The organism is Psychromonas sp. MME2, assembly GCF_040566515.1.
Taxonomy (GTDB): Bacteria; Pseudomonadota; Gammaproteobacteria; order Enterobacterales; family Psychromonadaceae; genus Psychromonas.
On the sequence record NZ_JBEWXI010000011.1, the window covers coordinates 131,366 to 154,722 of the forward strand.

Below are 23,357 nucleotides of genomic sequence, written 5' to 3' on the forward strand. Positions count from 1 at the left end.
AATAAATAGCTGATCTATTTTACTGGTTAAAATAACTTACTTTTTTGTTGTAAGTTTCGCAAAGGGAACAACCATTTGCGTCAACTTACGCCTCAAATTAAGCCATTTTTCCTGCGCAAAATTTAGATCACTAATTAACGAGCATCATCGGCTATTTCAATCAGAACCACACTCTCATCAGTACTACTTGTATCGCTAATGATTAAGGGGCCAGAAGTTTCATCATTAAACAAGTTATTAATCACTAATCTGTCAGGTTCACCTTGCAATTCAACAGTATTGGGAGTTTCGCTATCAACTTCAGCCATGACAAGAGAATCATCGGCCTGTGAAAAATCTAATAGTTCATCTAAACGCCCCCCCTGTTCAACATGCAGAATATCACTAATTTCAAGCTGCAGTGCATCATCCATATCGAATTCAGTTTTATTTGCAAACACTTCATTACCTGAATCATTTATCACTGATGTGGGCGTTTCACTGATATATGTAGATACTAGGTTAAAATCATCCTCAATACGTGCATCAAAATCAGTTTCATCATAATCGGCGTAAATCTCAAGCATATCTTGAACATGCACCATGGCAGCATCTTCGGAAATAGCTGAGTGTCCAGTTTCTTCAATAATTGCAATAAGATCCTGCTCTGAGATAGTTGATAAATCAAAATCATTATCTGAAAAGGCATCACGCATCGCCTGTGTAATAACAATGCCATTATAGGCATCACCATCAGAGTCTAAGGACTGCAATAGTACCGCCATGTTTTCGACATATTCATCATTAACATCCGTTCTCGCTACATTAGCTAAATCTTGCAAGAAAATTTGCTCATCATTGATACTATCTGTATCCACAGAGCCAAGCACAACTTCACCTAGCTTGAAGGTGACCGTATCACCTGAAACATAATTGAAAGAGCCATTATCCCCTGTTAACCCTGTTATACCTGAAGATGTAGAGTAGTTAAGTCCGGAGACTATACCATCGATGAATACGCCTTCTTTAACATCGGCACTACTCACATTATAGGTTTTGTTATCCCCACCAAAATAGATGTTTTCAACATTTTTTACACTCAATGAAACATCGGAATTAGTGTTTTGAATTTGCAAAGTACTGCCGACTTTTGTGTATGTGAAATCGTTAGAGTACCCCAGTGCAAAAACAATCGTATCTTTGCCTGCGCCCATGTCAACAGTCCCAGCATTGAGCGTTGATAACTCCTGCATTGATTGGTTAAAGGTCAATAAGTCATCCCCTTTCCCCATTCTGATAACCGCTGAATTTGTAATATCATCACCAACAAAAAGTTTATCATCACCATTGGCGGTATTAATATCGTGCCGAATCTGGCCTTGCACAGAGATAATATCATCATCATCTTCAGTCACAAGATCACTCACGGTATCAGCAGCAATAGCAGTAATAACAGATAGTGCTGAAGAACTATTATTGACAGTAATATTGATAGGTGAAGATATTGAATTGGTATCTCCATTAGAACTTTCTGTCGCAGTCGATACTACATTTAATGTATAGCTTGTCGGAGCTTCGACATTAATAGTCTTCAATTCAATATTATCTAAAGACCAGTTTGATATATCTATGCTTGTAGTAAAAGAGTCCGCCGTAAAGAGATGAATGCCATCCGTCAATGTAAAGCCCACTGGAATGTCGTTTATTACAACAGAGAGGGTTTCAGAACCATCAACATCGTTTAAGGCTGTAGCTATTTGTAGACTGACTGAAGTACCTTCATCAACGATAATGTCATCGGTAACGTTAACCGCTTTTTCGAAGGTTATCGAATTAATTAAATAATCATCATCTTTAAAAGGAGCAGTGAAAATGATCTCATCAAAAGACGAACCATTATTGGGTTTAAAAGTTAAAGCGGGATCAATACGATCAGTTCCACCTTTGTGCACCCCCAATCCAACAACTGCCCCATCTTTCCTAAACTCATAGGCTGCAGATTCGTTGGAGTTTTTCCAAGAAAAAGCAACATCAACTGAAGAGACATCTTGCTCAAATTTAACTACAAGGGATTCCGATTGACCTTTCTCGTTATTATTATTACTTTTATAACCTAACTCTGCATCCGCACCACTAGCCGCTCCACTCACACCGAAACCATCGTGATTTGTATTTTTCTCAACACTAATAGTTGTTGCCTTACCTGCTGCATTAAATGCGCTGACGATAAAGCCACTATTTGTATCGCTAACATTGGCAACTGAAATTTCTTGGCTTACTTTTATTTCATTTGTAATATTAAGTGATGGAGCATTGGCAAAAGGATCATTATCTATTATTGTCGTATTAACACTAGCGGTGCCTATGACTACATTTTCAAATCCACCTCCCGTCACATTTTCGATGCGAATATTAAAGGACTCTGCGCCTTCTGCTGCAACATCATCAATAGTATTAACGATAAGTTGTGCTGTTAATTGGTTCGGTAAAAAGGTAACCGTTTGAGTCACAGGGTTCATATCACCTGAAGCCGTGGTAACATGGTCAATCACGACATCAACGGTCATCTCTTCACGAGGAGCATGGCTCAATGTTAGTGTATAAGTAGCTTGACCACCTTCATCGACAGAGGTATCACCATCTATAGAAAGCGTGGTATCTGTTATTGTGTCAGTAATCAACGTTTTTACAACGGTACTATCGGCATTAAAAATGAGGCGTTCAAAGTTTCCGCCACTGGCCGAGGTAACAGCATTAATTAAATCACTGCTATCGAGGTAGACATCTTCATTCGCAGCAACAACATATTTTAACGTACCACTAACATCACCATCTGCAATGATAATGTTGCCCAAATTAGTTTTTACAATTGTTTCACCTTGACTAGCATTAGTCAGTGTAGCGGTATAAGTAATAGTATCACCAGCTTCACTAATGTGGGTTTTATCAACACTTAAACTGACTGAAGTATTATCAATAGTGTCAACAATTTTGGTCTGCACTATCATAGGATCAATTCTCAATCCTTCAAAGTTTCCTCCAGTTACATTTTCAATAACATTTTTTACAAAACTTGAATTTTCAAGATAAACATCTTCAGTATCAACAACATCGTAGACTAAAACCCCTGAACTCTCCCCATCGGCGATGGTAATGGTGCCTAAGGTCGTTTCAATGGTGGTTATGCCTTGGCTGGCATGGCTTAAGGTCGCCGTGTAGGTGAGCGTATCACCCGCTTCACTTATTTGAGTTTTATCAACTCTCATACTGACACGAGTGTAATCTATATTGTCTTGGATTGCTGTCTCAACGGGGCTATTATCTGACTCTAATTGCTCAAAGTTGCCGCCAGTGGCGGAAGTGATCGCATTGCTGATAGCATCATTATCTAGATAAACATCATCAATACCCGTCACAAGATACTCTAAGGTGCCACTGCTTTGCCCATCGCCAATGGTAATGGTGCCCAAGGTTGTTTCAATGGTGGTTATGCCTTGGCTGGCATCGCTTAAGGTCGCCGTGTAGGTGAGCGTCGCACCCGTTTCGCTAATTTGCTCTTTATCGACGCTGAGGATGACCGTGGTGCTATCAATAGTATCGACAATCGCCGTCTCAACGGGGCTATAATCTGGCTCTAATTGCTCAAAGTTGCCACCGGAGACGGAAGTGATCGCATTGCTCATGCTGCTATTATCTAAGTAAACATCGTCACTGGCGCCAACCACATACTCTAAGGTGCCACTGCTTTGTCCATCGCCAATGGTAATGGTGCCCAAGGTTGTTTCAATGGTGGTTATGCCTTGGCTGGCATCGCTTAAGGTCGCCGTGTAGGTGAGCGTATCACCCGCTTCGCTAATTTGTTTTTTATCAACAGTTAAGTTAACTGACGTGGAGTCTAGTATACTTATTACATTGATCGTCGAGGTGGTGGTCGCCGTCGCACCATCATCATCGGTGGTTACCAAGGTAATGGTTGCCTCACCAAAGAAATTCTCTGCGGGCGTAAAGGTGATCGTGCCATCGGTTTCATTCACCGTCACACTGCCCTGTGCTGCGGGGACAGTGGCAACGGTTGAGACGATAGTGCCATCAATATCCGCCGCTTGATAAGGAACGGTAATGCTACCCGAGTCTTCATCTATGCTGCCGTTGTCTGCACTCAACGTTGGCGCATCATTAATATCATTGACGGTGATCGTCGAGGTGGTGGTCGCCGTCGCGCCATCATCATCGGTGGTTACCAAGGTAATGGTTGCCTCACCAAAGAAGTTCGGCGCTGGGGTAAAGGTGATCGTGCCATCGGTTTCATTCACCGTCACACTGCCCTGTGCTGCGGGGACAGTGGCAACGGTTGAGACGATAGTGCCATCAATATCCGCCGCTTGATAAGGAACGGTAATGCTGCCCGAATCTTCATCCATGCTGCCATTGTCCACACTTATCGTGGGGGCATCATTAATATCATTGACGGTAATGGTCGAGGTGGTGGTTGCCGTCGCGCCATCATCATCGGTGGTTACCAAGGTAATGGTTGCCTCACCAAAGAAGTTCGGCGCTGGGGTAAAGGTGATCGTGCCATCGGTTTCATTCACCGTCACACTGCCCTGTGCTGCGGGGACAGTGGCAACGGTTGAGACGATAGTGCCATCAATATCCGCCGCTTGATAAGGAACGGTAATGCTGCCCGAATCTTCATCCATGCTGCCATTGTCCACACTTATCGTGGGGGCATCATTAATATCATTGACGGTGATCGTCGAGGTGGTGGTCGCCGTCGCACCATCATTATCAGTGGTTACCAAGGTAATGGTTGCCTCACCAAAGAAATTCTCAGCAGGCGTAAAGGTGATCGTGCCATCGGTTTCATTCACCGTCACACTGCCCTGCTCAGCAGGTACTGTAGCTACCGTTGAGACGATAGTGCCATCAATATCCGCCGCTTGATAGGGAACAGTAATACTGCCCGAGTCTTCATCCATGCTGCCGTTGTCTGCACTCAACGTTGGCGCATCATTAATATCATTCACGGAGATCGTCGAGGTGGTGGTCGCCGTCGCGCCATCATCATCGGTGGTTACCAAGGTAATGGTTGCCTCACCAAAGAAATTCTCAGCAGGCGTAAAGGTGATCGTGCCATCGGTTTCATTCACCGTCACACTGCCCTGTGCTGCGGGGACAGTGGCAACGGTTGAGACGATAGTGCCATCAACATCAGCGGCCTGATAAGGAACGGTAATGCTGCCGAGTCTTCATCCATGCTGCCGTTGTCTGCACTCAACGTTGGCGCATCATTAATATCATTCACGGAGATCGTCGAGGTGGTGGTCGCCGTCGCGCCATCATTATCAGTGGTTACCAAGGTAATGGTTGCCTCACCAAAGAAGTTCGGCGCTGGGGTAAAGGTGATCGTGCCATCGGTTTCATTCACCGTCACACTGCCCTGCGCTGCGGGGACAGTGGCAACGGTTGAGACGATAGTGCCATCAATATCCGCCGCTTGATAGGGAACAGTAATACTGCCCGAGTCTTCATCCATGCTGCCGTTGTCTGCACTCAACGTTGGCGCATCATTAATATCATTCACGGAGATCGTCGAGGTGGTGGTCGCCGTCGCGCCATCATTATCAGTGGTTACCAAGGTAATGGTTGCCTCACCAAAGAAGTTCGGCGCTGGGGTAAAGGTGATCGTGCCATCGGTTTCATTCACCGTCACACTGCCCTGTGCTGCGGGGACAGTGGCAACGGTTGAGACGATAGTGCCATCAATATCCGCGGCCTGATAGGGAACGGTAATGCTACCCGAGTCTTCATCCATGCTGCCGTTGTCTGCACTCAACGTTGGCGCATCATTAATATCATTGACGGTGATCGTCGAGGTGGTGGTCGCCGTCGCACCATCATCATCGGTGGTTACCAAGGTAATGGTTGCCTCACCAAAGAAGTTCGGCGCTGGGGTAAAGGTGATCGTGCCATCGGTTTCATTCACCGTCACACTGCCCTGTGCTGCGGGGACAGTGGCAACGGTTGAGACGATAGTGCCATCAACATCAGCGGCCTGATAAGGAACGGTAATGCTGCCCGAATCTTCATCCATGCTGCCATTGTCCACACTTATCGTGGGGGCATCATTAATATCATTGACGGTAATGGTCGAGGTGGTGGTTGCCGTCGCGCCATCATCATCGGTGGTTACCAAGGTAATGGTTGCCTCACCAAAGAAGTTCGGCGCTGGGGTAAAGGTGATCGTGCCATCGGTTTCATTCACCGTCACACTGCCCTGCGCTGCGGGGACAGTGGCAACGGTTGAGACGATAGTGCCATCAATATCCGCCGCTTGATAGGGAACAGTAATACTGCCCGAGTCTTCATCCATGCTGCCGTTGTCTGCACTCAACGTTGGCGCATCATTAATATCATTCACGGAGATCGTCGAGGTGGTGGTCGCCGTCGCGCCATCATTATCAGTGGTTACCAAGGTAATGGTTGCCTCACCAAAGAAGTTCGGCGCTGGGGTAAAGGTGATCGTGCCATCGGTTTCATTCACCGTCACACTGCCCTGTGCTGCGGGGACAGTGGCAACGGTTGAGACGATAGTGCCATCAATATCCGCGGCCTGATAGGGAACGGTAATGCTACCCGAGTCTTCATCCATGCTGCCGTTGTCTGCACTCAACGTTGGCGCATCATTAATATCATTGACGGTGATCGTCGAGGTGGTGGTCGCCGTCGCACCATCATCATCGGTGGTTACCAAGGTAATGGTTGCCTCACCAAAGAAATTCTCAGCAGGCGTAAAGGTGATCGTGCCATCGGTTTCATTCACCGTCACACTGCCCTGCTCAGCAGGTACTGTAGCTACCGTTGAGACGATAGTGCCATCAATATCCGCCGCTTGATAGGGAACAGTAATACTGCCCCAATCTTCATCCATGCTGCCGTTGTCTGCACTTATCGTGGGGGCATCATTAATATCATTGACGGTGATCGTCGAGGTGGTGGTCGCCGTCGCGCCATCATTATCAGTGGTTACCAAGGTAATGGTTGCCTCACCAAAGAAGTTCGGCGCTGGGGTAAAGGTGATCGTGCCATCGGTTTCATTCACCGTCACACTGCCCTGTGCTGCGGGGACAGTGGCAACGGTTGAGACGATAGTGCCATCAATATCCGCGGCCTGATAGGGAACGGTAATGCTGCCCGAGTCTTCATCCATGCTGCCGTTGTCTGCACTCAACGTTGGCGCATCATTAATATCATTGACGGTGATCGTCGAGGTGGTGGTCGCCGTCGCACCATCATCATCGGTGGTTACCAAGGTAATGGTTGCCTCACCAAAGAAGTTCGGCGCTGGGGTAAAGGTGATCGTGCCATCGGTTTCATTCACCGTCACACTGCCCTGTGCTGCGGGGACAGTGGCAACGGTTGAGACGATAGTGCCATCAATATCCGCGGCCTGATAGGGAACAGTAATGCTGCCCGAATCTTCATCCATGCTGCCGTTGTCAACACTTATCGTGGGGGCATCATTAATATCATTAACGGTGATCGTCGAGGTGGTGGTCGCCGTCGCGCCATCATTATCAGTGGTTACCAAGGTAATGGTTGCCTCACCAAAGAAGTTCGGCGCTGGGGTAAAGGTGATCGTGCCATCGGTTTCATTCACAGTCACACTGCCCTGTGCTGCGGGGACAGTGGCAACGGTTGAGACGATAGTGCCATCAATATCCGCGGCCTGATAGGGAACGGTAATGCTACCCGAGTCTTCATCCATGCTGCCGTTGTCTGCACTCAACGTTGGCGCATCATTAATATCATTGACGGTGATCGTCGAGGTGGTGGTCGCCGTCGCACCATCATCATCGGTGGTTACCAAGGTAATGGTTGCCTCACCAAAGAAGTTCGGCGCTGGGGTAAAGGTGATCGTGCCATCGGTTTCATTCACCGTCACACTGCCCTGTGCTGCGGGGACAGTGGCAACGGTTGAGACGATAGTGCCATCAACATCAGCGGCCTGATAAGGAACGGTAATGCTGCCCGAATCTTCATCCATGCTGCCATTGTCCACACTTATCGTGGGGGCATCATTAATATCATTGACGGTAATGGTCGAGGTGGTGGTTGCCGTCGCGCCATCATCATCGGTGGTTACCAAGGTAATGGTTGCCTCACCAAAGAAGTTCGGCGCTGGGGTAAAGGTGATCGTGCCATCGGTTTCATTCACCGTCACACTGCCCTGCGCTGCGGGGACAGTGGCAACGGTTGAGACGATAGTGCCATCAATATCCGCCGCTTGATAGGGAACAGTAATACTGCCCGAGTCTTCATCCATGCTGCCGTTGTCTGCACTCAACGTTGGCGCATCATTAATATCATTCACGGAGATCGTCGAGGTGGTGGTCGCCGTCGCGCCATCATTATCAGTGGTTACCAAGGTAATGGTTGCCTCACCAAAGAAGTTCGGCGCTGGGGTAAAGGTGATCGTGCCATCGGTTTCATTCACCGTCACACTGCCCTGTGCTGCGGGGACAGTGGCAACGGTTGAGACGATAGTGCCATCAATATCCGCGGCCTGATAGGGAACGGTAATGCTACCCGAGTCTTCATCCATGCTGCCGTTGTCTGCACTCAACGTTGGCGCATCATTAATATCATTGACGGTGATCGTCGAGGTGGTGGTCGCCGTCGCACCATCATCATCGGTGGTTACCAAGGTAATGGTTGCCTCACCAAAGAAATTCTCAGCAGGCGTAAAGGTGATCGTGCCATCGGTTTCATTCACCGTCACACTGCCCTGCTCAGCAGGTACTGTAGCTACCGTTGAGACGATAGTGCCATCAATATCCGCCGCTTGATAGGGAACAGTAATACTGCCCGAATCTTCATCCATGCTGCCGTTGTCTGCACTTATCGTGGGGGCATCATTAATATCATTGACGGTGATCGTCGAGGTGGTGGTCGCCGTCGCGCCATCATTATCAGTGGTTACCAAGGTAATGGTTGCCTCACCAAAGAAGTTCGGCGCTGGGGTAAAGGTGATCGTGCCATCGGTTTCATTCACCGTCACACTGCCCTGTGCTGCGGGGACAGTGGCAACGGTTGAGACGATAGTGCCATCAATATCCGCGGCCTGATAGGGAACGGTAATGCTGCCCGAGTCTTCATCCATGCTGCCGTTGTCTGCACTCAACGTTGGCGCATCATTAATATCATTGACGGTGATCGTCGAGGTGGTGGTCGCCGTCGCACCATCATCATCGGTGGTTACCAAGGTAATGGTTGCCTCACCAAAGAAGTTCGGCGCTGGGGTAAAGGTGATCGTGCCATCGGTTTCATTCACCGTCACACTGCCCTGTGCTGCGGGGACAGTGGCAACGGTTGAGACGATAGTGCCATCAATATCCGCGGCCTGATAGGGAACAGTAATACTGCCCGAGTCTTCATCCATGCTGCCGTTGTCTGCACTCAACGTTGGCGCATCATTAATATCATTGACGGTAATGGTCGAGGTGGTGGTTGCCGTCGCGCCATCATCATCGGTGGTTACCAAGGTAATGGTTGCCTCACCAAAGAAATTCTCTGCAGGCGTAAAGGTGATCGTGCCATCGGTTTCATTCACCGTCACACTGCCATGCTCAGCAGGTACTGTAGCTACCGTTGAGACGATAGTGCCATCAATATCCGCGGCCTGATAGGGAACGGTAATGCTGCCCGAGTCTTCATCCATGCTGCCGTTGTCTGCACTCAACGTTGGCGCATCATTAATATCATTGACGGTGATCGTCGAGGTGGTGGTCGCCGTCGCACCATCATCATCGGTGGTTACCAAGGTAATGGTTGCCTCACCAAAGAAATTCTCTGCGGGCGTAAAGGTGATCGTGCCATCGGTTTCATTCACCGTCACACTGCCCTGCTCAGCAGGTACTGTAGCTACCGTTGAGACGATAGTGCCATCAATATCCGCCGCTTGATAAGGAACGGTAATGCTGCCGCCATCTTCATCAATAACACCATTATCAATAGTAAGCGTCGGTGCTTGATTTATTAAGCCACCAAGAAATAATTCACTTTCTTCAGGTAAGACGAGTGTTGTCGATGAGGTATTAAATCCTTGAGTCTCAAAATTAGTGGTGGCAATGGTTTCAGCTCCCTCTCGAGAAAAATCAACCGGTCCAGAGCTTCCTCCATCGGATGTAGGAGCGCCCGCTGCGGTTTCAATATCCTCAATGGGGCCATCGGTGCCTTCAATTGCAGCTTGAATAGCATTTATTTCAGCTAAATCGTCTTCATTAAGTTGTACTACCGATTCTTCTGTCAACGCATCTTCGTTAACCAGTTCACTCACTTGTTGTAAGTCATCAGTCGTTTTTTCAATGATTATTTCGCTTCTATTTTCATTATCCACAATGGGCGCATCAACCGCTGCAGGGTTATTTTTGCTACTATTCATAATCTATTCTCCATAATTATTACGATTTCTATTGTGGTTTAAATGGTTTGAAGCAAATTAACAAAAAATCCAAGTTCTTTTTATTAACAAATAACTTACAAAATTACTTATAAAAACTGATACTTACATATTACTAAAAGTCAGTGTTCAAAATATATTATATAATTAAATTAATACTATCTATGTGTGAAATATCGCAAAATAAATTTTTACAGGAAACACACATTTAACATTATAACAACAAAAACATATTTTCATTACACCAATCCTACAATGTTAACAAATTTAATTATCTTACTTTTTTACTAAAAAATTTATGCAGGCGTTCATTTAATAGTATAGCCTTTTGTGTATAACATTTTACTCATATAGCCAGTTACCTCAAGTTGCTTTATCAGGAGCCAGACGAATAACAGAGCAAGGAAAGTCGCTCCAATCTGCTTACTTATAAAATTTCTATGTAGAATACAATTTTATGCCTCGCATCTTGGCATGCTAATCCTTGCTTAGTTTGCATTTTGATGTAGCGTGGGTATAAAAGCTCTCTTATGCTATCCTTCCCCCCGTTGGCAAAACTAACTAACATTTTTAAGGATTTTCAGATGGCAATATCGACAGCAACGTTCGCGGGCGGTTGTTTTTGGTGTATAGAAGCAGCTTTCAACTCTTTAAATGGCGTGACTAAGGCCATTTCCGGTTATACAGGAGGAATAACAGCGCATCCCAATTACAAAGAAGTCTGTAGCGGTAAAACTAAACATGCGGAAGCGGTACAAATCAGTTTCGATGACAAAATAATTAGCTACCAAGAATTATTAACTATTTTTTTCGCTTTGCATGATCCTACACAACTTAATAGACAAGGCGATGACATTGGCACACAATATCGTTCTACTGTTTTTTATGAAAGTGAAGAGCAAAAAAAATTAGCCCTTGAAGTTATCAATGATTTAATTCAATCACAGGTATTTACGGATACGATTAAAACTGAGGTTGAAGAGTTAGGCGTATTTTACCCTGCAGAAGTGTATCATCAAGGCTATTTTATGAATAATCCAGAGCAAGCTTATTGTGCCGTAGTTGTTTCACCAAAACTCAATAAATTTAAAGAAAAATATAAAGCTAAATTAAAAAAATAATACCAATCGGATTAAGTATGTGATCTAAATTTTGCGCAGGAAAAATGGCTTAATTTGAGGCGTAAGTTGACGCAAATGGTTGTTCCCTTTGCGAAACTTACAACAAAAAAGTAAGTTATTTTAACCAGTAAAATAGATCAGCTATTTATTCCGATTGGTATAAAACAGTACAAGCCTCTGTCAACTTTTATTGCAGAGGCTCAAAGCGCTTTAAGCGACAATCAATGCACTCGCCAATCCGATTAAACCACCAAATACGCCACCCCATACAACTAACCATCCAAGGTGTTTTTTAATCATTTCTTGAATGATTTGTTTAACTAAGTGTGGTGTTAGTTCATTTAATCGTTGTTCGATAATTTGCTCAATTTTAGCTAAAATATCATTCATCATATCGGGTTGTTCAATCTCTTTTTTTAACAACGCAATAAATTTTTCATCTTCGGTTAATTCAATAATTGATTTCTTCATGTTTTTAATGAAGGGCTCTCTTAAGGGAGTTAATGCCTCTACTCCACCAAACATTCCTAACATTGCACCAAAGGATGAGTTCATAATCACAGTCACTAAACCATCATAGGTTGGGTTAAGGTCAACCTTATCAATTACCGGTGTTAGGTTAAAATGTGTCGGAGAAAGTGCACCTGCATTTAAAAATCGATCCACATTTTCACGAGTAAAAAACTGTTCCATCATCAATCCATGAATGCCTTTTTTAAACTCTTCAAAGTGTGCAGGTACGACACCAGAACCATACAAAAAAGGCACTTTTTCAAATAACATAAAGACAGCTAACCAATTGGTTAAAGCACCAGAAAGTGCAAACAAGCCAACCATTGTTAATATTGTGGCTAACTCACTTTGTCCTAAAAGTAATCCCAAAACTAAAATGACTGCTGCAATAAAATTAGTTATAAAACTTTTATTCATATTTATTCCTCAAAAAAATCCAGTCACTAATTAATAGTCACTGGATTCTATTTTACTCATGGCACATCTTAATTATTCGGCGGCAATATCTGCACGTAGATTTAAGCTTCGTAACGCTTTATCTAAAACACCATTAACAAATTTATAGGATTCATCCGTTGCGAAATCTTTTGCTAATTCGATAGCTTCATTGAGTACAACTTTATGCGGAACATCCGTACGGTAGGTTAACTCAAACATAGCGATACGTAAAACAGCCAAGTCAACCATATCAACATCACTAATTTTACGTGATAAATAAGGTGATAATTTTTCATCTAAATTATCTACTCGATTAATAACACCCGTTAGCAACTCTTTAAAATAAGAGACATCTGTTTTAGATAAATCTTGATCAACCATAAATTGCTCAATAATTTGTCCTGCATTCAGCTTAGTTATTTGCCATTGATAAACCGCTTGCACTGCAAATTGTCGAGCGCGACGGCGCTCAGCCGGTTTCATTTTCATTATCCAAGTTCCGCCATAACGTTAACCATCTCAAGTGCACTTAGTGCAGCTTCACTACCTTTATTGCCCATTTTTGTTCCAGCGCGTTCAATTGCTTGATAGATTGAGTCTGTCGTTAACACGCCAAACGCAACGGGTACATCAAATTCAAGTGACACCTGAGCCAAACCTTTATTGCACTCATTAGCAACAAATTCAAAGTGTGGTGTGCCACCGCGTATCACCGTTCCTAAAGCAATAATAGCATCATATTTTTTAGATGCGGCAACACGTTTTGTTGCCAATGGTAATTCAACCGCACCAGGTACACGTACAACAGAAATATTATCATCTTCAACTTGACCAGTACGTTTAAGGGTATCAAGCGCCCCAGCTAATAACTGCTCATTAATAAAGCTGTTGAAACGAGAGATTACGATTGCTATTTTCGCGTGTGGTGCCGCTAATCCACCTTCAATTATTTTCATTTTCTACCCTTATTAGTACAATTTTGTGCATTCTAGCACATTTTATGATTAATGCTTATTACTCAGTGATGTAATCAACCACCTCGAGCCCAAAACCTGCCAGTGCGTGATATTTTTTCTCAGAGCTTAATAATGCCATTTTTTGCACGCCCAAATCGCGCAATATTTGCGAACCGACACCAACGCGTCGACTCGCCCCCTGAGGTTTATTGGCAACCCGTTCGCCCGCATCCTGTTGTGCAATATGTTTAACTTGCTCGATCAATGATTCAGCTGTCTCTTGGTGCCCAAGCATAACTAATACCCCACCATCTTGTGCAAGACGTTGTAATGCATTATGCAATGGCCAAGTGCGCGTAGCGAAGCGGTCGGAGAAAAAATTATCGCTAAATGTATTTTGTAGATGTACCCGCACGTTAGTGATATGTCCTGATTTAATTGCACCATTCACCAACGCAAAATGTACTTGTTTATCGATAGTATCTTGATAAGCCACTAAATCAAACTCACCAAATTCCGTCGGTAACTTACATTCACTTACGCGCTCAATGGTTGTTTCATTATTATTACGGTACTCAATTAGATCCGCGACTGTGCCTAATTTCAAACCATGTTGTTGCGCAAACTTTTCTAAATCTGGGCGGCGCGCCATGGTGCCATCTTCATTAAGTATTTCTACAATAACACCAGCAGGCTCTCGCCCGGCTAAACGCGCCAAATCACAGCCGGCTTCAGTGTGCCCAGCACGAGTAAGCACGCCTCCGGGTTGTGCTTTCAATGGGAAAATATGACCGGGCATAACAATATCAGTCGGTTTAGCATCTTTAGCAACGGCAGCCTGAACAGTAATAGCACGATCTGCTGCAGAAATCCCCGTCGTCACACCTTGAGCAGCTTCAATTGAAACCGTAAAGTTGGTTTGATATGCCGCTGTATTATCCGCCACCATTAAAGGTAAATTAAGTTGCTTACAGCGAGCCTCTGTTAACGTTAAGCAAACTAATCCTCGACCATATGTAGCCATGAAATTAATGGCTTCGGGTGTCACTAGGTCTGCAGCCATGATAAGATCGCCTTCATTCTCACGATCTTCATCATCCATCAAAATAACCATTTTACCCAAACGAATATCTTCTATAATTTCAGCAGTTGTATTTAATTTCATTTTCTATCCTTGTGGTGCTTTTTATAGCAGCCCCATATTCTTTAAAAAGATAGGAAGCCCTAATTTATGTTGGCTTTACCCTAAGAAACCACTTTTAGCGAGTAGTTCCATCGTTGATTTTTTTTCTACTTGCTCTGCGGCAGCTTCATCACCCAATATCAATCGTTCTAAATATCGTGCAATCACATCAACTTCTAAATTCACTTTGGTTCCAACGGCGTAATTTATCATATTCGTTTGCGCAATAGTATGTGGGATAATCGTTAATTTAAAGGCAGCACCATTAACCTCATTAGTCGTTAAACTAATGCCATCAACACTAATAGACCCTTTTTGCGCGATATACTTGGCTAAATTATCGGGGGCTTGTATCCAATAATCTATCGCATTGCCCGTCGCAGAGATGGAAATGACTTCGCCTACTCCATCGACATGCCCACTAACAATATGCCCACCAAAACGCGCATTCATTTGCATCGCTTTTTCTAGATTTACCATAAAGCCTGTTTGAATTTGTGAAAATCCACTGCGCTTAATGGTTTCGTAGGAGACATCGGCATCAAAACCACTTCCTGATAACTTAGTTACCGTCAAACAGACGCCATTATTAGCAATACTATCGCCAAGTTTGACATCACTCATATCTAAACACCCCGCATCAACACTAATCGTCATATCTTGTGCATTGTGTTTAATTGCCGTAATTTTTCCTACCGCTTCTATAATACCTGTGAACATATTAATCTCGATAACTTATGGTGCGAATATCATTGCCAATAATCACCGATTCTTTAAGTGATAATTGTACAACCGCGTCCATTTCTAAATAATTGGGTAAGTTTACTAAGTTTCTACCTTTATCGCCCAACAATTTTGTCGCTTGATAGAGTATAAATTCATCAACTAACTGATTATTGAAAAAAGCCCCCGCTAACGTTGCGCCAGCCTCAACCCATAAATCATTAATTTCATAGTCATTAAGTTGCTTCAACAGCACTGCCAAATCGATTCGCCCGTGACTATCATCCACGCCAATAAGCTGCTCAACATCGGCATTAAGCACTTTATCATTAAGATCAGATCGCGCGGTGAGCGAAACCAATAAGACCTTGCCTGGAATAGTAAATAGTTTTTCTGACAATGTTAATTTATTATGAGAATCTAATATAATTCGTATCGGTTGATGCAAAGAAGATGCAGGAATGTCACTATCAAATCGAGGACTTTGCTGCAATTCTTGATAACGAACATTCAAACTTGGATCATCAGCAAGTACCGTTCCGCTGCCAGTTAAAATAGCACTTTGCATGGCACGATAATACTGCACATCAATACGTGCTTGAGCGCCCGTTATCCATTTACTGACGCCATTTTGTAACGCGGTTTTACCATCTAAACTAGCTGCAAGTTTTACGGTAACGCGTGGCCGCTGAAATTTCATGCGCTTAATAAAACCTTGGTTTAAATTCTCAGCTTCGGCTTCCAACAACCCCACTTCAACGGTGATGCCCGCATCCCTGAGGATAGCAATACCACGCCCCGCAACCTTCGGATTAGGATCAACCATCGCGATCACAACACGCTTCACACCAGCCTCAAGCAGAGCTAATGCACAGGGAGGCGTCCGCCCATAATGTGAACAGGGTTCAAGCGTCACATAGCAGGTTGCATCCGTGGCGCTATTTGTTGCCATCCGTAAGGCATTCACCTCAGCATGGGAAGCTCCTGCTTGTAAATGAAAACCTTCACCAACAATGGCATTATTTTTAACAATAACGCACCCAACATTTGGATTAGGGGAAGTTGTAAAGCGCCCTTTCCTTGCTAACTCAATAGCGCGCGCCATATATTGCGTATCTAATTCAGAAAATTGAGCGTTGTTCATTATTATTCCATCTATTTATACCCATGCGACTAAAATGCAAAGTCAGCAGGAAAAAGAGTGCCAATATATTAGCCATAAAATTGAAGTATCGTTGTTCTACATAGCGGCTTTATAACAAAGCAGATTGGAACATTTTTCCTTACCTAACGGCACTAGCTAGAAAATCAAACAGTCACAATTAGCTCATGTTACGCCTTGCTCTGATATCCGAGTGAGCAGCTAACAAAGAGCCTTGAGATAACATAGAGATATTACTTTTCTAATTTAGCAATCTCTTCACCAAACTCTTTAATATCTTCAAAGGATCTATACACGGAAGCAAAACGAATATAAGCAATTTTATCTAAACCTTTTAATAACTCCATGACCAATTCTCCAACCATTTTTGAAGAAACTTCACGCTCTCCCGTGGCACGCAATTTAGACTTCAATTTATTAACCGTTGCTTCAATGGCCTCAATACTGACTGGCCTTTTTTCTAAAGCTCGGTGAATACCCACGAGTAACTTTTCATCATTAAAGGGTTCTCTACGTCCATCAGATTTAATTAATCGCGGCATGATGAGTTCAGCCATTTCAAAAGTAGTAAAACGCTCACTACACTCATTACAAGAACGACGGCGACGAACTTGAAACCCTTCTGCTACAAGACGAGAATCAATAACTTTTGTATCTTGTGCACTACAAAATGGACAGTACATAATGGTTTACTCTCAGTGGGAAATTCTAGGTTGAAAATTATAATACCAATTGGAATAAATAGCTGATCTATTTTACTGGTTAAAATAACTTACTTTTTTGTTGTAAGTTTCGCATAGGGAACACCATTTGCGTCAACTTACGCCTCAAATAAAGCCATTTTTCCGGCGCAAAATTTATACCAATTCCGATAAATAGCTGATCTATTTTACTGGTTAAAACAACTTACTGCTGCGTTGTAATTTTCGCAAAGGGAATAACCATTTACGTCAAATTACGCCTTGAATTAAGCTGTTTTTCCTGCGCAAAATCTAGGTCACATACTTACCGGAATTGGTATTAGATCACATACTTAATCCGATTGGTATAACATTTATTGACAATGATACTTGCTACTTTAACAAAAACAGTTTTTTAAATAAAAAAAAACCGCAAATGCGGTTTTTTTATTTTTGCTCATATAACTAAAGTTTATCTTCGCTATCGGGCAACTTTTCTTCAACTAGTTCCTTTAATTTTTGCCCCGCTCGAAAGGTAACAACCCGGCGTGCGGCAATTGGAATATCTTCACCAGTTTTAGGGTTACGACCCGGACGTTCACTTTTATCCTTTAGCTCAAAGCCACCAAAACCAGAAATTTTGACAGCTTCTCCACTTTCCAGTGTTGCTTTAATCTCCTCAAAAAAAGATTCGACAAACTCTTTTGCCTCTTTTTTACTTAGGCCTATTTTTTCAGATAAATGGGTTGATATATCAGCTTTAGTCAGTGCCATAAAATTATTCTCTCAACGATGCATTAAACTCCATAGAAACCGCTTCTATAATGCTATTTACACTATTTGCAATCTCTTGCTCTTCTAAGGTTCTCGTCGTATTTTGTAGGATCAAACCTATCGCTAAGCTCTTCTTACCTTCTGCTACGCCTGCACCTTGGTATACATCGAATAAGTTTATGCCAACTAGTTCAGTAATGCCAATTTTTTCTATAAATTTTAGTACGTTACCTGCATTTACTTGCTCATCGACAACAAAAGCAAGGTCTCGGTGGTTAGCTGGGAACTTAGAGATATCCGCTGATTGTGGTAATTTACGTGTAATGATCTGCTCAAGTTGAATCTCAAATACTATCGCAGTACCATTTAATGCAAATGGTTTGGTTAAACTTGGGTGCAATGTACCGATATAACCAATGTTTTTACCATTACGGTAAATACCCGCTGACTGACCAGGATGTAATGCACTGTGGGTTTCTGCTTTAAACTCAAAACTGTGAGCATCAACACAAAGGTCTAGTATTGCCTCTAGATCCGCTTTAAGGTCAAAAAAATCCGCATTACGTGTGGCAATATCCCAATGTTGATCATTCACATTACCGATAATGACACCCGCTAACATTGGCTGTTGAGAAATACCATTTTCAACACTTTCATCTTTGATAAAACGCAGACCCGTTTCAAATAAGCGAACACGTGCTTGTTGGCGTTTTTGGTTATTAGAAACACTTTCTAATAACCCCGTCCATAGGCTCACGCGCATTGCTGACATATCCTTAGAAATCGGGTGCGGCAAAATCAGTGCGTCAGCTTGTGGATGTAATTTAAGTTGTTTATCAGGATCAACAAAACTATAGGTAATCGCTTCTTGATACTCACGATTGACTAATACATCACGTATTTTGGTTAATTTAAGAGTCGCTTCATTATGCGCAGGCATGCTTAACGCTGCCTCAGGGGCAATATTTGGAATATTGTTATAGCCATATACACGAGCGACTTCTTCAATAAGATCTTCTTCAATCGCCATATCAAAACGGTATGTTGGTGCAATCGCAGTCCAACCTTCCGCGCTAACAGTAACATCACAGCCCAAGCGAGTTAAAATCTCAGTCACTCGCTCACCATCAATAGCAATACCAATTAAGCTATCTAATTTACTACGACGTAAGTAAATTTCAGACTGTTTTGGTAAATTCTCAACACTAACCGCTTCGCTTATTGGGCCAACAACACCGCCACAGATTTCAACTAATAGCTGCGTTGCTCGCTCCATCGCTTTAGCTTGTAAAACAGGATCAACACCACGTTCGTAACGATGCGATGCATCGGTATGTAAACCGTATGAACGAGCACGGCCTGCAATCGCTAAAGGAGCAAAAAAAGCACTTTCTAAAAATATATTGCTAGTACCTTCACTAACACCAGAGTCAGTGCCACCAAAAATACCAGCCATCGCTAATGCTTTTTGTTGATCCGCAATCACTAAGGTATCTGCATTTAACTTAACTTCTTTACCATCAAGTAATGTCAACGGTTCATCTTGTTTAGCAAGACGAACTTCAATACCACCCTCTAACTTATCAAGGTCAAAGGCATGCATTGGATGACCAAATTCAAGTAACACATACTGCGTAATATCCACAACGGCATCAACACTGCGCACACCACAACGACGTAATTTTTCTACCATCCATAAAGGCGTTGCTGCATTTTGCTTAATACCACGAATAACACGCCCTAAATAACGAGGACAAGCAGTTGGATCTTGCAAATTAATAGCAACTTGGTCATCAATCGTAACAGCAACATTTTGCCACGTTGGCTCAGTAACAGTGCTATTGTTTAATACACCAACTTCACGAGCAAGCCCAGAAATACCTAAGCAATCGGCTCTATTTGCAGTTAAATCAACATCGATAATAACGTCATCTAACTGTAAGTATTCACGAACGCAACTGCCAATCGGCGCATCAACAGGCAGTTCAATAATTCCATCGGCTGTTTCAGCCATGCCTAGCTCTGATTCACTGCACAACATACCAAGCGAGGTTTGTCCGCGTAATTTCGCTTTTTTAATTTTAAAATCACCCGGCAATACAGCGCCAACCACGGCAACGGCAACTTTTAAGCCTAAACGGCAGTTTTTTGCGCCACAGACGATGTCGAGTAACTCATCTTCGCCAATATTTATTTTTGTAACTTGTAATTTATCTGCATCGGGATGTTGGCCACACTCAACTACCTCACCCACAACAACTTTACTAAAATCACCGGCAACGGCTTCTACATCATCCACTTCAAGACCAGCCATGGTGACTTGGTGTAACAACTCTTCACGACTAATTTCAGGGTTTACCCATTCTCTTAACCAAGCTTCACTAAATTTCATTATTCTAACCCTTACTTAAATTGCTTGAGGAAACGGAGATCATTTTCAAAGAATGAACGTAAATCATTTACGCCGTAACGAAGCATGGTTAAACGCTCTACCCCCATACCGAATGCAAAACCAGAATACTTATCTGGATCAACCCCCATTGAACGTAAAACAGTAGGGTGAACCATGCCGCAACCTAGTACTTCTAACCAACCATTCTCACCTAACACATCCACTTCAGCCGAGGGTTCGGTGAAAGGAAAATAGGATGGACGGAAACGCACTTGAAGATCTTGTTCAAAGAAGTTATGCAAAAAGTCATGCAAAATCCCTTTCAATTGGCTAAAACTTACATTTTCAGCAATCATTAACCCTTCAACTTGATGGAACATTGGTGTGTGGGTTTGATCGTAGTCGTTACGATATACACGCCCCGGCGAGATAATTCGAACAGGCGGCTTACTATTTTCCATGGTACGGATTTGCACACCAGAGGTTTGTGTACGAAGCACCAAATCAGGGGAGAAATAAAATGTGTCGTGATCAGCACGAGCAGGATGATGCGGAGGAATATTTAACGCATCAAAATTATGATAAGCATCTTCTACTTCAGGTCCATTTTTTACTTCAAAACCTAATTCAGCAAAGAATTCAGTAATACGATCAATCGTGCGGGTAACAGGATGAACGCCACCTAATGGCGCGCCACGCCCAGGTAGAGTAACATCGATCGTTTCTTGAGCCAATTTTGCATTCAATACGGCTTCATCTAATGCTTGTTTGCGTGCGACTAAGACACCTTGAATTGCTTGCTTCGCTTTATTAATTAGCTGACCCGCGGCTGGTTTTTCTTCTGGAGGAAGTTTACCCAAGCCTTTCATTTGCTCAGTCATTAAACCTTTTTTGCCTAAGTACTGTAAACGAATCTGTTCCAACTCATTGCCATCAACGGCATTTTCTATCTGTTGTTGCGCATTGGCAACTATTTCATCGAGGTGCTGCATTGGTTATATCTCTACCTAAAGCAAGTGATTAAAAATAATGGGCGTAATTTTACGCATATCAGGAAGATATGGCTAGTGTTGCAGCGAAATGAGTCGCTAAAATGCAAGAAAAACAATAATTAACTTACGAACAGATAAAAACCACGCAAAATTAACTGTAATTATTGTCGATACGGCTAATTAACTGTCCACTTTTTCTCAATTAATAATTTATCATCATAGAACACTTTACCAATAAAATGGTCATTGCGAGCAATTTCACCTACGCCCTTTGGCGTCCCGGTCATCAATACATCACCATCACTAAAACTCATGAACGAAGCAACCTCATTGACAATTTGCTGCGGTTTATAAATCATCAAATCAAAATTTGCCTGCTGTACTAACTTCTCATTAATAAATAACTGTAAAGATAGCTTTTCAAGATCACCATCAAAATGGACAAACTCGCTAAATACAGCCGATTTATCAAAGGATTTTGCGCGTTCCCAGGGCAATCCCTTGGCTTTTAACTTTGTTTGCAGCGCGCGTTTAGTGAGGTCTAAACCAATCCCTACCGCGCTAATTTTATTATTGCTAATCATAAAAGATAATTCAGCTTCATAGTGTATCGTCTCCACTTTATCGGTAAAAATTTCATCACATATCGCTGAGTTAGGTTTAACAAAAATAACCGCCTGCTCAGGTATCTCGTTATTTAGTTCTTTAATATGGTCAACATAGTTTCGACCGATACAGACCACTTTAGAAGGAGTAAGCAACGCTCCATCGGCGATAATATTTTTCATACGTACCATCCTATCTATTGCATCATAGGCAAAACGCGGTTTCGCCCTAATCGTTTAGCTTCATATAAGTATTCATCTGCTCGCGCAATCAATGAGCTCACGGAATCTCTTTCTTGGCACTCAACCACGCCAAATGACAAGGTAATGTTATTTATCCATTTGCCAGTGCGCTTATCTTTTAAAGCCACTTTTTCCATTAATTTACGCAGCGTTTCTGCAAAGTGGCGCGCCACTCTTAAATTACTTTTAGGTAATAATATAATAAATTCTTCACCACCAAAACGATACACTTTAGCCCCTTCGCGCATGCTGCTACTTAATTTCTTTGCGACGGCTTTCAATACCTGATCACCAAGTAAATGCCCCCATTGATCATTTAGCAATTTAAAATTATCAATATCAGCAATAATCAAACATAAACCATTCGCTTCATTGTTGATAAAGTTAGTCACTTCCACATCAAATGAATGACGATTTAATAATCCAGTCAAAGCGTCATATAAGGCTTGCTGTTGGCTTTTTTGCAACTCTTCTTTTAATGTAGATATTTCCGCTTTTGCGGCTTGTAAACTCTCGCTAAAAAATTGCGTTGAACGACTCATCTCTTCTGAATCACCTTCAATTTTTTTAAGCAGACTAATTACTTCATCAACGGACCATTTTTTATCTTCCGTCATACTAACTTGTGAAAATGTTTTATCGAATGAATCTCTAAATTTGACCGTATCACTGTGGGTGTCTGTTATCGATTGATCCAACTGCAATAACATTTTTTCTACATTTTGCCTTAATTGCCAAGTACTTGACTCAGATTCATCGGCAACAAATTGACGATATAAAACTTCCGTTTGTATTTCCGAGCAATGCGCTTGCTGGGTCAATATCGCATCTAATTCGACATTTAACTGCGGTATATCCTTAGCAACATAGTTATACCACAATGCATAGTTTATTGGCGTTGTCGGCACCTTATACTTCATCATTAATGGCACAGCTTTCTTTAAATTTTTTACTGATTCGACAATCAAATCATCACTCATATAGTCATCCTTAAGTAAATTGAGGATAAATATAGCAAATAGAATAAATTGATGCTCATATTTTAAGTACCAACAGGGCCATCACAGATTATAAATGTCTTTATGCCGCCCTTTTTACAGAAATTAAGACTAAAATAGTAACTATCAAGGACTC

General features: G+C 42.7%; 15 protein-coding genes. 1 reads left to right on the forward strand and 14 read right to left on the reverse strand.

All coding sequences use genetic code 11. From position 1 onward, the window contains the following. Window positions 1-134 precede the first annotated feature (134 nt). Both AB1A03_RS10120 and AB1A03_RS10125 read right to left on the reverse strand, forming a co-directional pair. The gene (locus AB1A03_RS10120; RefSeq protein WP_354624565.1) at window positions 135-5,216 is read right to left on the reverse strand and encodes a beta strand repeat-containing protein; all 5,082 of its coding nucleotides are present in this window, start codon (window positions 5,214-5,216) and stop codon (window positions 135-137) included. Beyond that, entirely contained in the window at window positions 5,132-10,423 is a 5,292-nt protein-coding gene (locus AB1A03_RS10125; RefSeq protein WP_354624543.1) for a beta strand repeat-containing protein, read from the reverse strand. Before AB1A03_RS10125 ends, AB1A03_RS10120 begins: the two co-directional genes overlap by 85 nt. A 602-nt stretch (window positions 10,424-11,025) precedes the next feature. On the opposite strand from AB1A03_RS10125, the gene msrA reads away from it, so the two are divergent. Continuing rightward, window positions 11,026-11,562, forward strand: coding sequence for a peptide-methionine (S)-S-oxide reductase MsrA (gene msrA, locus AB1A03_RS10130; RefSeq protein WP_354624544.1), 537 nt, complete (start codon window positions 11,026-11,028; stop codon window positions 11,560-11,562). Between the two features lie 210 nt (window positions 11,563-11,772). Here msrA and AB1A03_RS10135 read toward each other — a convergent pair whose 3' ends face one another. The 12 genes from AB1A03_RS10135 to AB1A03_RS10190 form a co-directional block, all read right to left on the reverse strand. After that, entirely contained in the window at window positions 11,773-12,492 is a 720-nt protein-coding gene (locus AB1A03_RS10135) for a DUF445 domain-containing protein (RefSeq protein ID WP_354624545.1), read from the reverse strand. 72 nt (window positions 12,493-12,564) lie between these two features. After that, window positions 12,565-12,996 carry a transcription antitermination factor NusB gene (gene nusB, locus AB1A03_RS10140; protein WP_354624566.1) on the reverse strand — a complete coding sequence of 144 codons (432 nt, stop codon included), beginning with the start codon at window positions 12,994-12,996 and terminating at the stop codon, window positions 12,565-12,567. A 5-nt stretch (window positions 12,997-13,001) separates the two neighbouring features. Continuing rightward, window positions 13,002-13,469 carry a 6,7-dimethyl-8-ribityllumazine synthase gene (gene ribH / locus AB1A03_RS10145; protein WP_354624546.1) on the reverse strand — a complete coding sequence of 156 codons (468 nt, stop codon included), beginning with the start codon at window positions 13,467-13,469 and terminating at the stop codon, window positions 13,002-13,004. Window positions 13,470-13,527: 58 nt separating this feature from the next. After that, entirely contained in the window at window positions 13,528-14,634 is a 1,107-nt protein-coding gene (gene ribBA / locus AB1A03_RS10150) for a bifunctional 3,4-dihydroxy-2-butanone-4-phosphate synthase/GTP cyclohydrolase II (RefSeq protein WP_354624547.1), read from the reverse strand. A gap of 75 nt (window positions 14,635-14,709) precedes the next feature. Next, window positions 14,710-15,372 (reverse strand): riboflavin synthase, encoded by a 663-nt coding sequence (locus AB1A03_RS10155; protein WP_354624548.1) that lies wholly within the window; start codon window positions 15,370-15,372, stop codon window positions 14,710-14,712. A 1-nt stretch (window position 15,373) separates the two neighbouring features. Then, window positions 15,374-16,522 (reverse strand): bifunctional diaminohydroxyphosphoribosylaminopyrimidine deaminase/5-amino-6-(5-phosphoribosylamino)uracil reductase RibD, encoded by a 1,149-nt coding sequence (gene ribD, locus AB1A03_RS10160; RefSeq protein WP_502945946.1) that lies wholly within the window; start codon window positions 16,520-16,522, stop codon window positions 15,374-15,376. 248 nt (window positions 16,523-16,770) lie between these two features. Then, window positions 16,771-17,220, reverse strand: a complete 450-nt coding sequence (nrdR, locus tag AB1A03_RS10165) for a transcriptional regulator NrdR (protein ID WP_354624550.1) — start codon at window positions 17,218-17,220, stop codon at window positions 16,771-16,773. A gap of 462 nt (window positions 17,221-17,682) precedes the next feature. Continuing rightward, a complete protein-coding gene (locus AB1A03_RS10170; protein WP_354624551.1) occupies window positions 17,683-17,991 on the reverse strand; it encodes an integration host factor subunit alpha in 309 nt (102 codons plus the stop codon). 4 nt (window positions 17,992-17,995) lie between these two features. Further along, on the reverse strand, window positions 17,996-20,383 hold the full coding sequence (pheT, locus tag AB1A03_RS10175; protein ID WP_354624552.1) for a phenylalanine--tRNA ligase subunit beta: 2,388 nt from the start codon (window positions 20,381-20,383) through the stop codon (window positions 17,996-17,998). A gap of 11 nt (window positions 20,384-20,394) precedes the next feature. After that, complete coding sequence (gene pheS, locus AB1A03_RS10180) at window positions 20,395-21,375, reverse strand: phenylalanine--tRNA ligase subunit alpha (RefSeq protein WP_354624553.1); 981 nt, start codon at window positions 21,373-21,375, stop codon at window positions 20,395-20,397. 176 nt (window positions 21,376-21,551) lie between these two features. After that, the gene (locus AB1A03_RS10185; protein WP_354624554.1) at window positions 21,552-22,163 is read right to left on the reverse strand and encodes a fumarylacetoacetate hydrolase family protein; all 612 of its coding nucleotides are present in this window, start codon (window positions 22,161-22,163) and stop codon (window positions 21,552-21,554) included. A 14-nt stretch (window positions 22,164-22,177) separates the two neighbouring features. Beyond that, the gene (locus AB1A03_RS10190) at window positions 22,178-23,203 is read right to left on the reverse strand and encodes a GGDEF domain-containing protein (protein ID WP_354624555.1); all 1,026 of its coding nucleotides are present in this window, start codon (window positions 23,201-23,203) and stop codon (window positions 22,178-22,180) included. Between the last annotated feature and the right edge of the window lie 154 nt (window positions 23,204-23,357).

Bases quoted from the DNA above. Each gene is read 5' to 3' on its own strand.
- AB1A03_RS10125 (WP_354624543.1), bottom strand. From the start codon at position 10,423: ATGAATAGTAGCAAAAATAACCCTGCAGCGGTTGATGCGCCCATTGTG.
- msrA (WP_354624544.1), top strand. From the start codon at position 11,026: ATGGCAATATCGACAGCAACGTTCGCGGGCGGTTGTTTTTGGTGTATA.
- AB1A03_RS10135 (WP_354624545.1), bottom strand. From the start codon at position 12,492: ATGAATAAAAGTTTTATAACTAATTTTATTGCAGCAGTCATTTTAGTT.
- nusB (WP_354624566.1), bottom strand. From the start codon at position 12,996: ATGAAACCGGCTGAGCGCCGTCGCGCTCGACAATTTGCAGTGCAAGCG.
- ribH (WP_354624546.1), bottom strand. From the start codon at position 13,469: ATGAAAATAATTGAAGGTGGATTAGCGGCACCACACGCGAAAATAGCA.
- ribBA (WP_354624547.1), bottom strand. From the start codon at position 14,634: ATGAAATTAAATACAACTGCTGAAATTATAGAAGATATTCGTTTGGGT.
- AB1A03_RS10155 (WP_354624548.1), bottom strand. From the start codon at position 15,372: ATGTTCACAGGTATTATAGAAGCGGTAGGAAAAATTACGGCAATTAAA.
- nrdR (WP_354624550.1), bottom strand. From the start codon at position 17,220: ATGTACTGTCCATTTTGTAGTGCACAAGATACAAAAGTTATTGATTCT.
- AB1A03_RS10170 (WP_354624551.1), bottom strand. From the start codon at position 17,991: ATGGCACTGACTAAAGCTGATATATCAACCCATTTATCTGAAAAAATA.
- pheT (WP_354624552.1), bottom strand. From the start codon at position 20,383: ATGAAATTTAGTGAAGCTTGGTTAAGAGAATGGGTAAACCCTGAAATT.
- pheS (WP_354624553.1), bottom strand. From the start codon at position 21,375: ATGCAGCACCTCGATGAAATAGTTGCCAATGCGCAACAACAGATAGAA.
- AB1A03_RS10185 (WP_354624554.1), bottom strand. From the start codon at position 22,163: ATGAAAAATATTATCGCCGATGGAGCGTTGCTTACTCCTTCTAAAGTG.
- AB1A03_RS10190 (WP_354624555.1), bottom strand. From the start codon at position 23,203: ATGAGTGATGATTTGATTGTCGAATCAGTAAAAAATTTAAAGAAAGCT.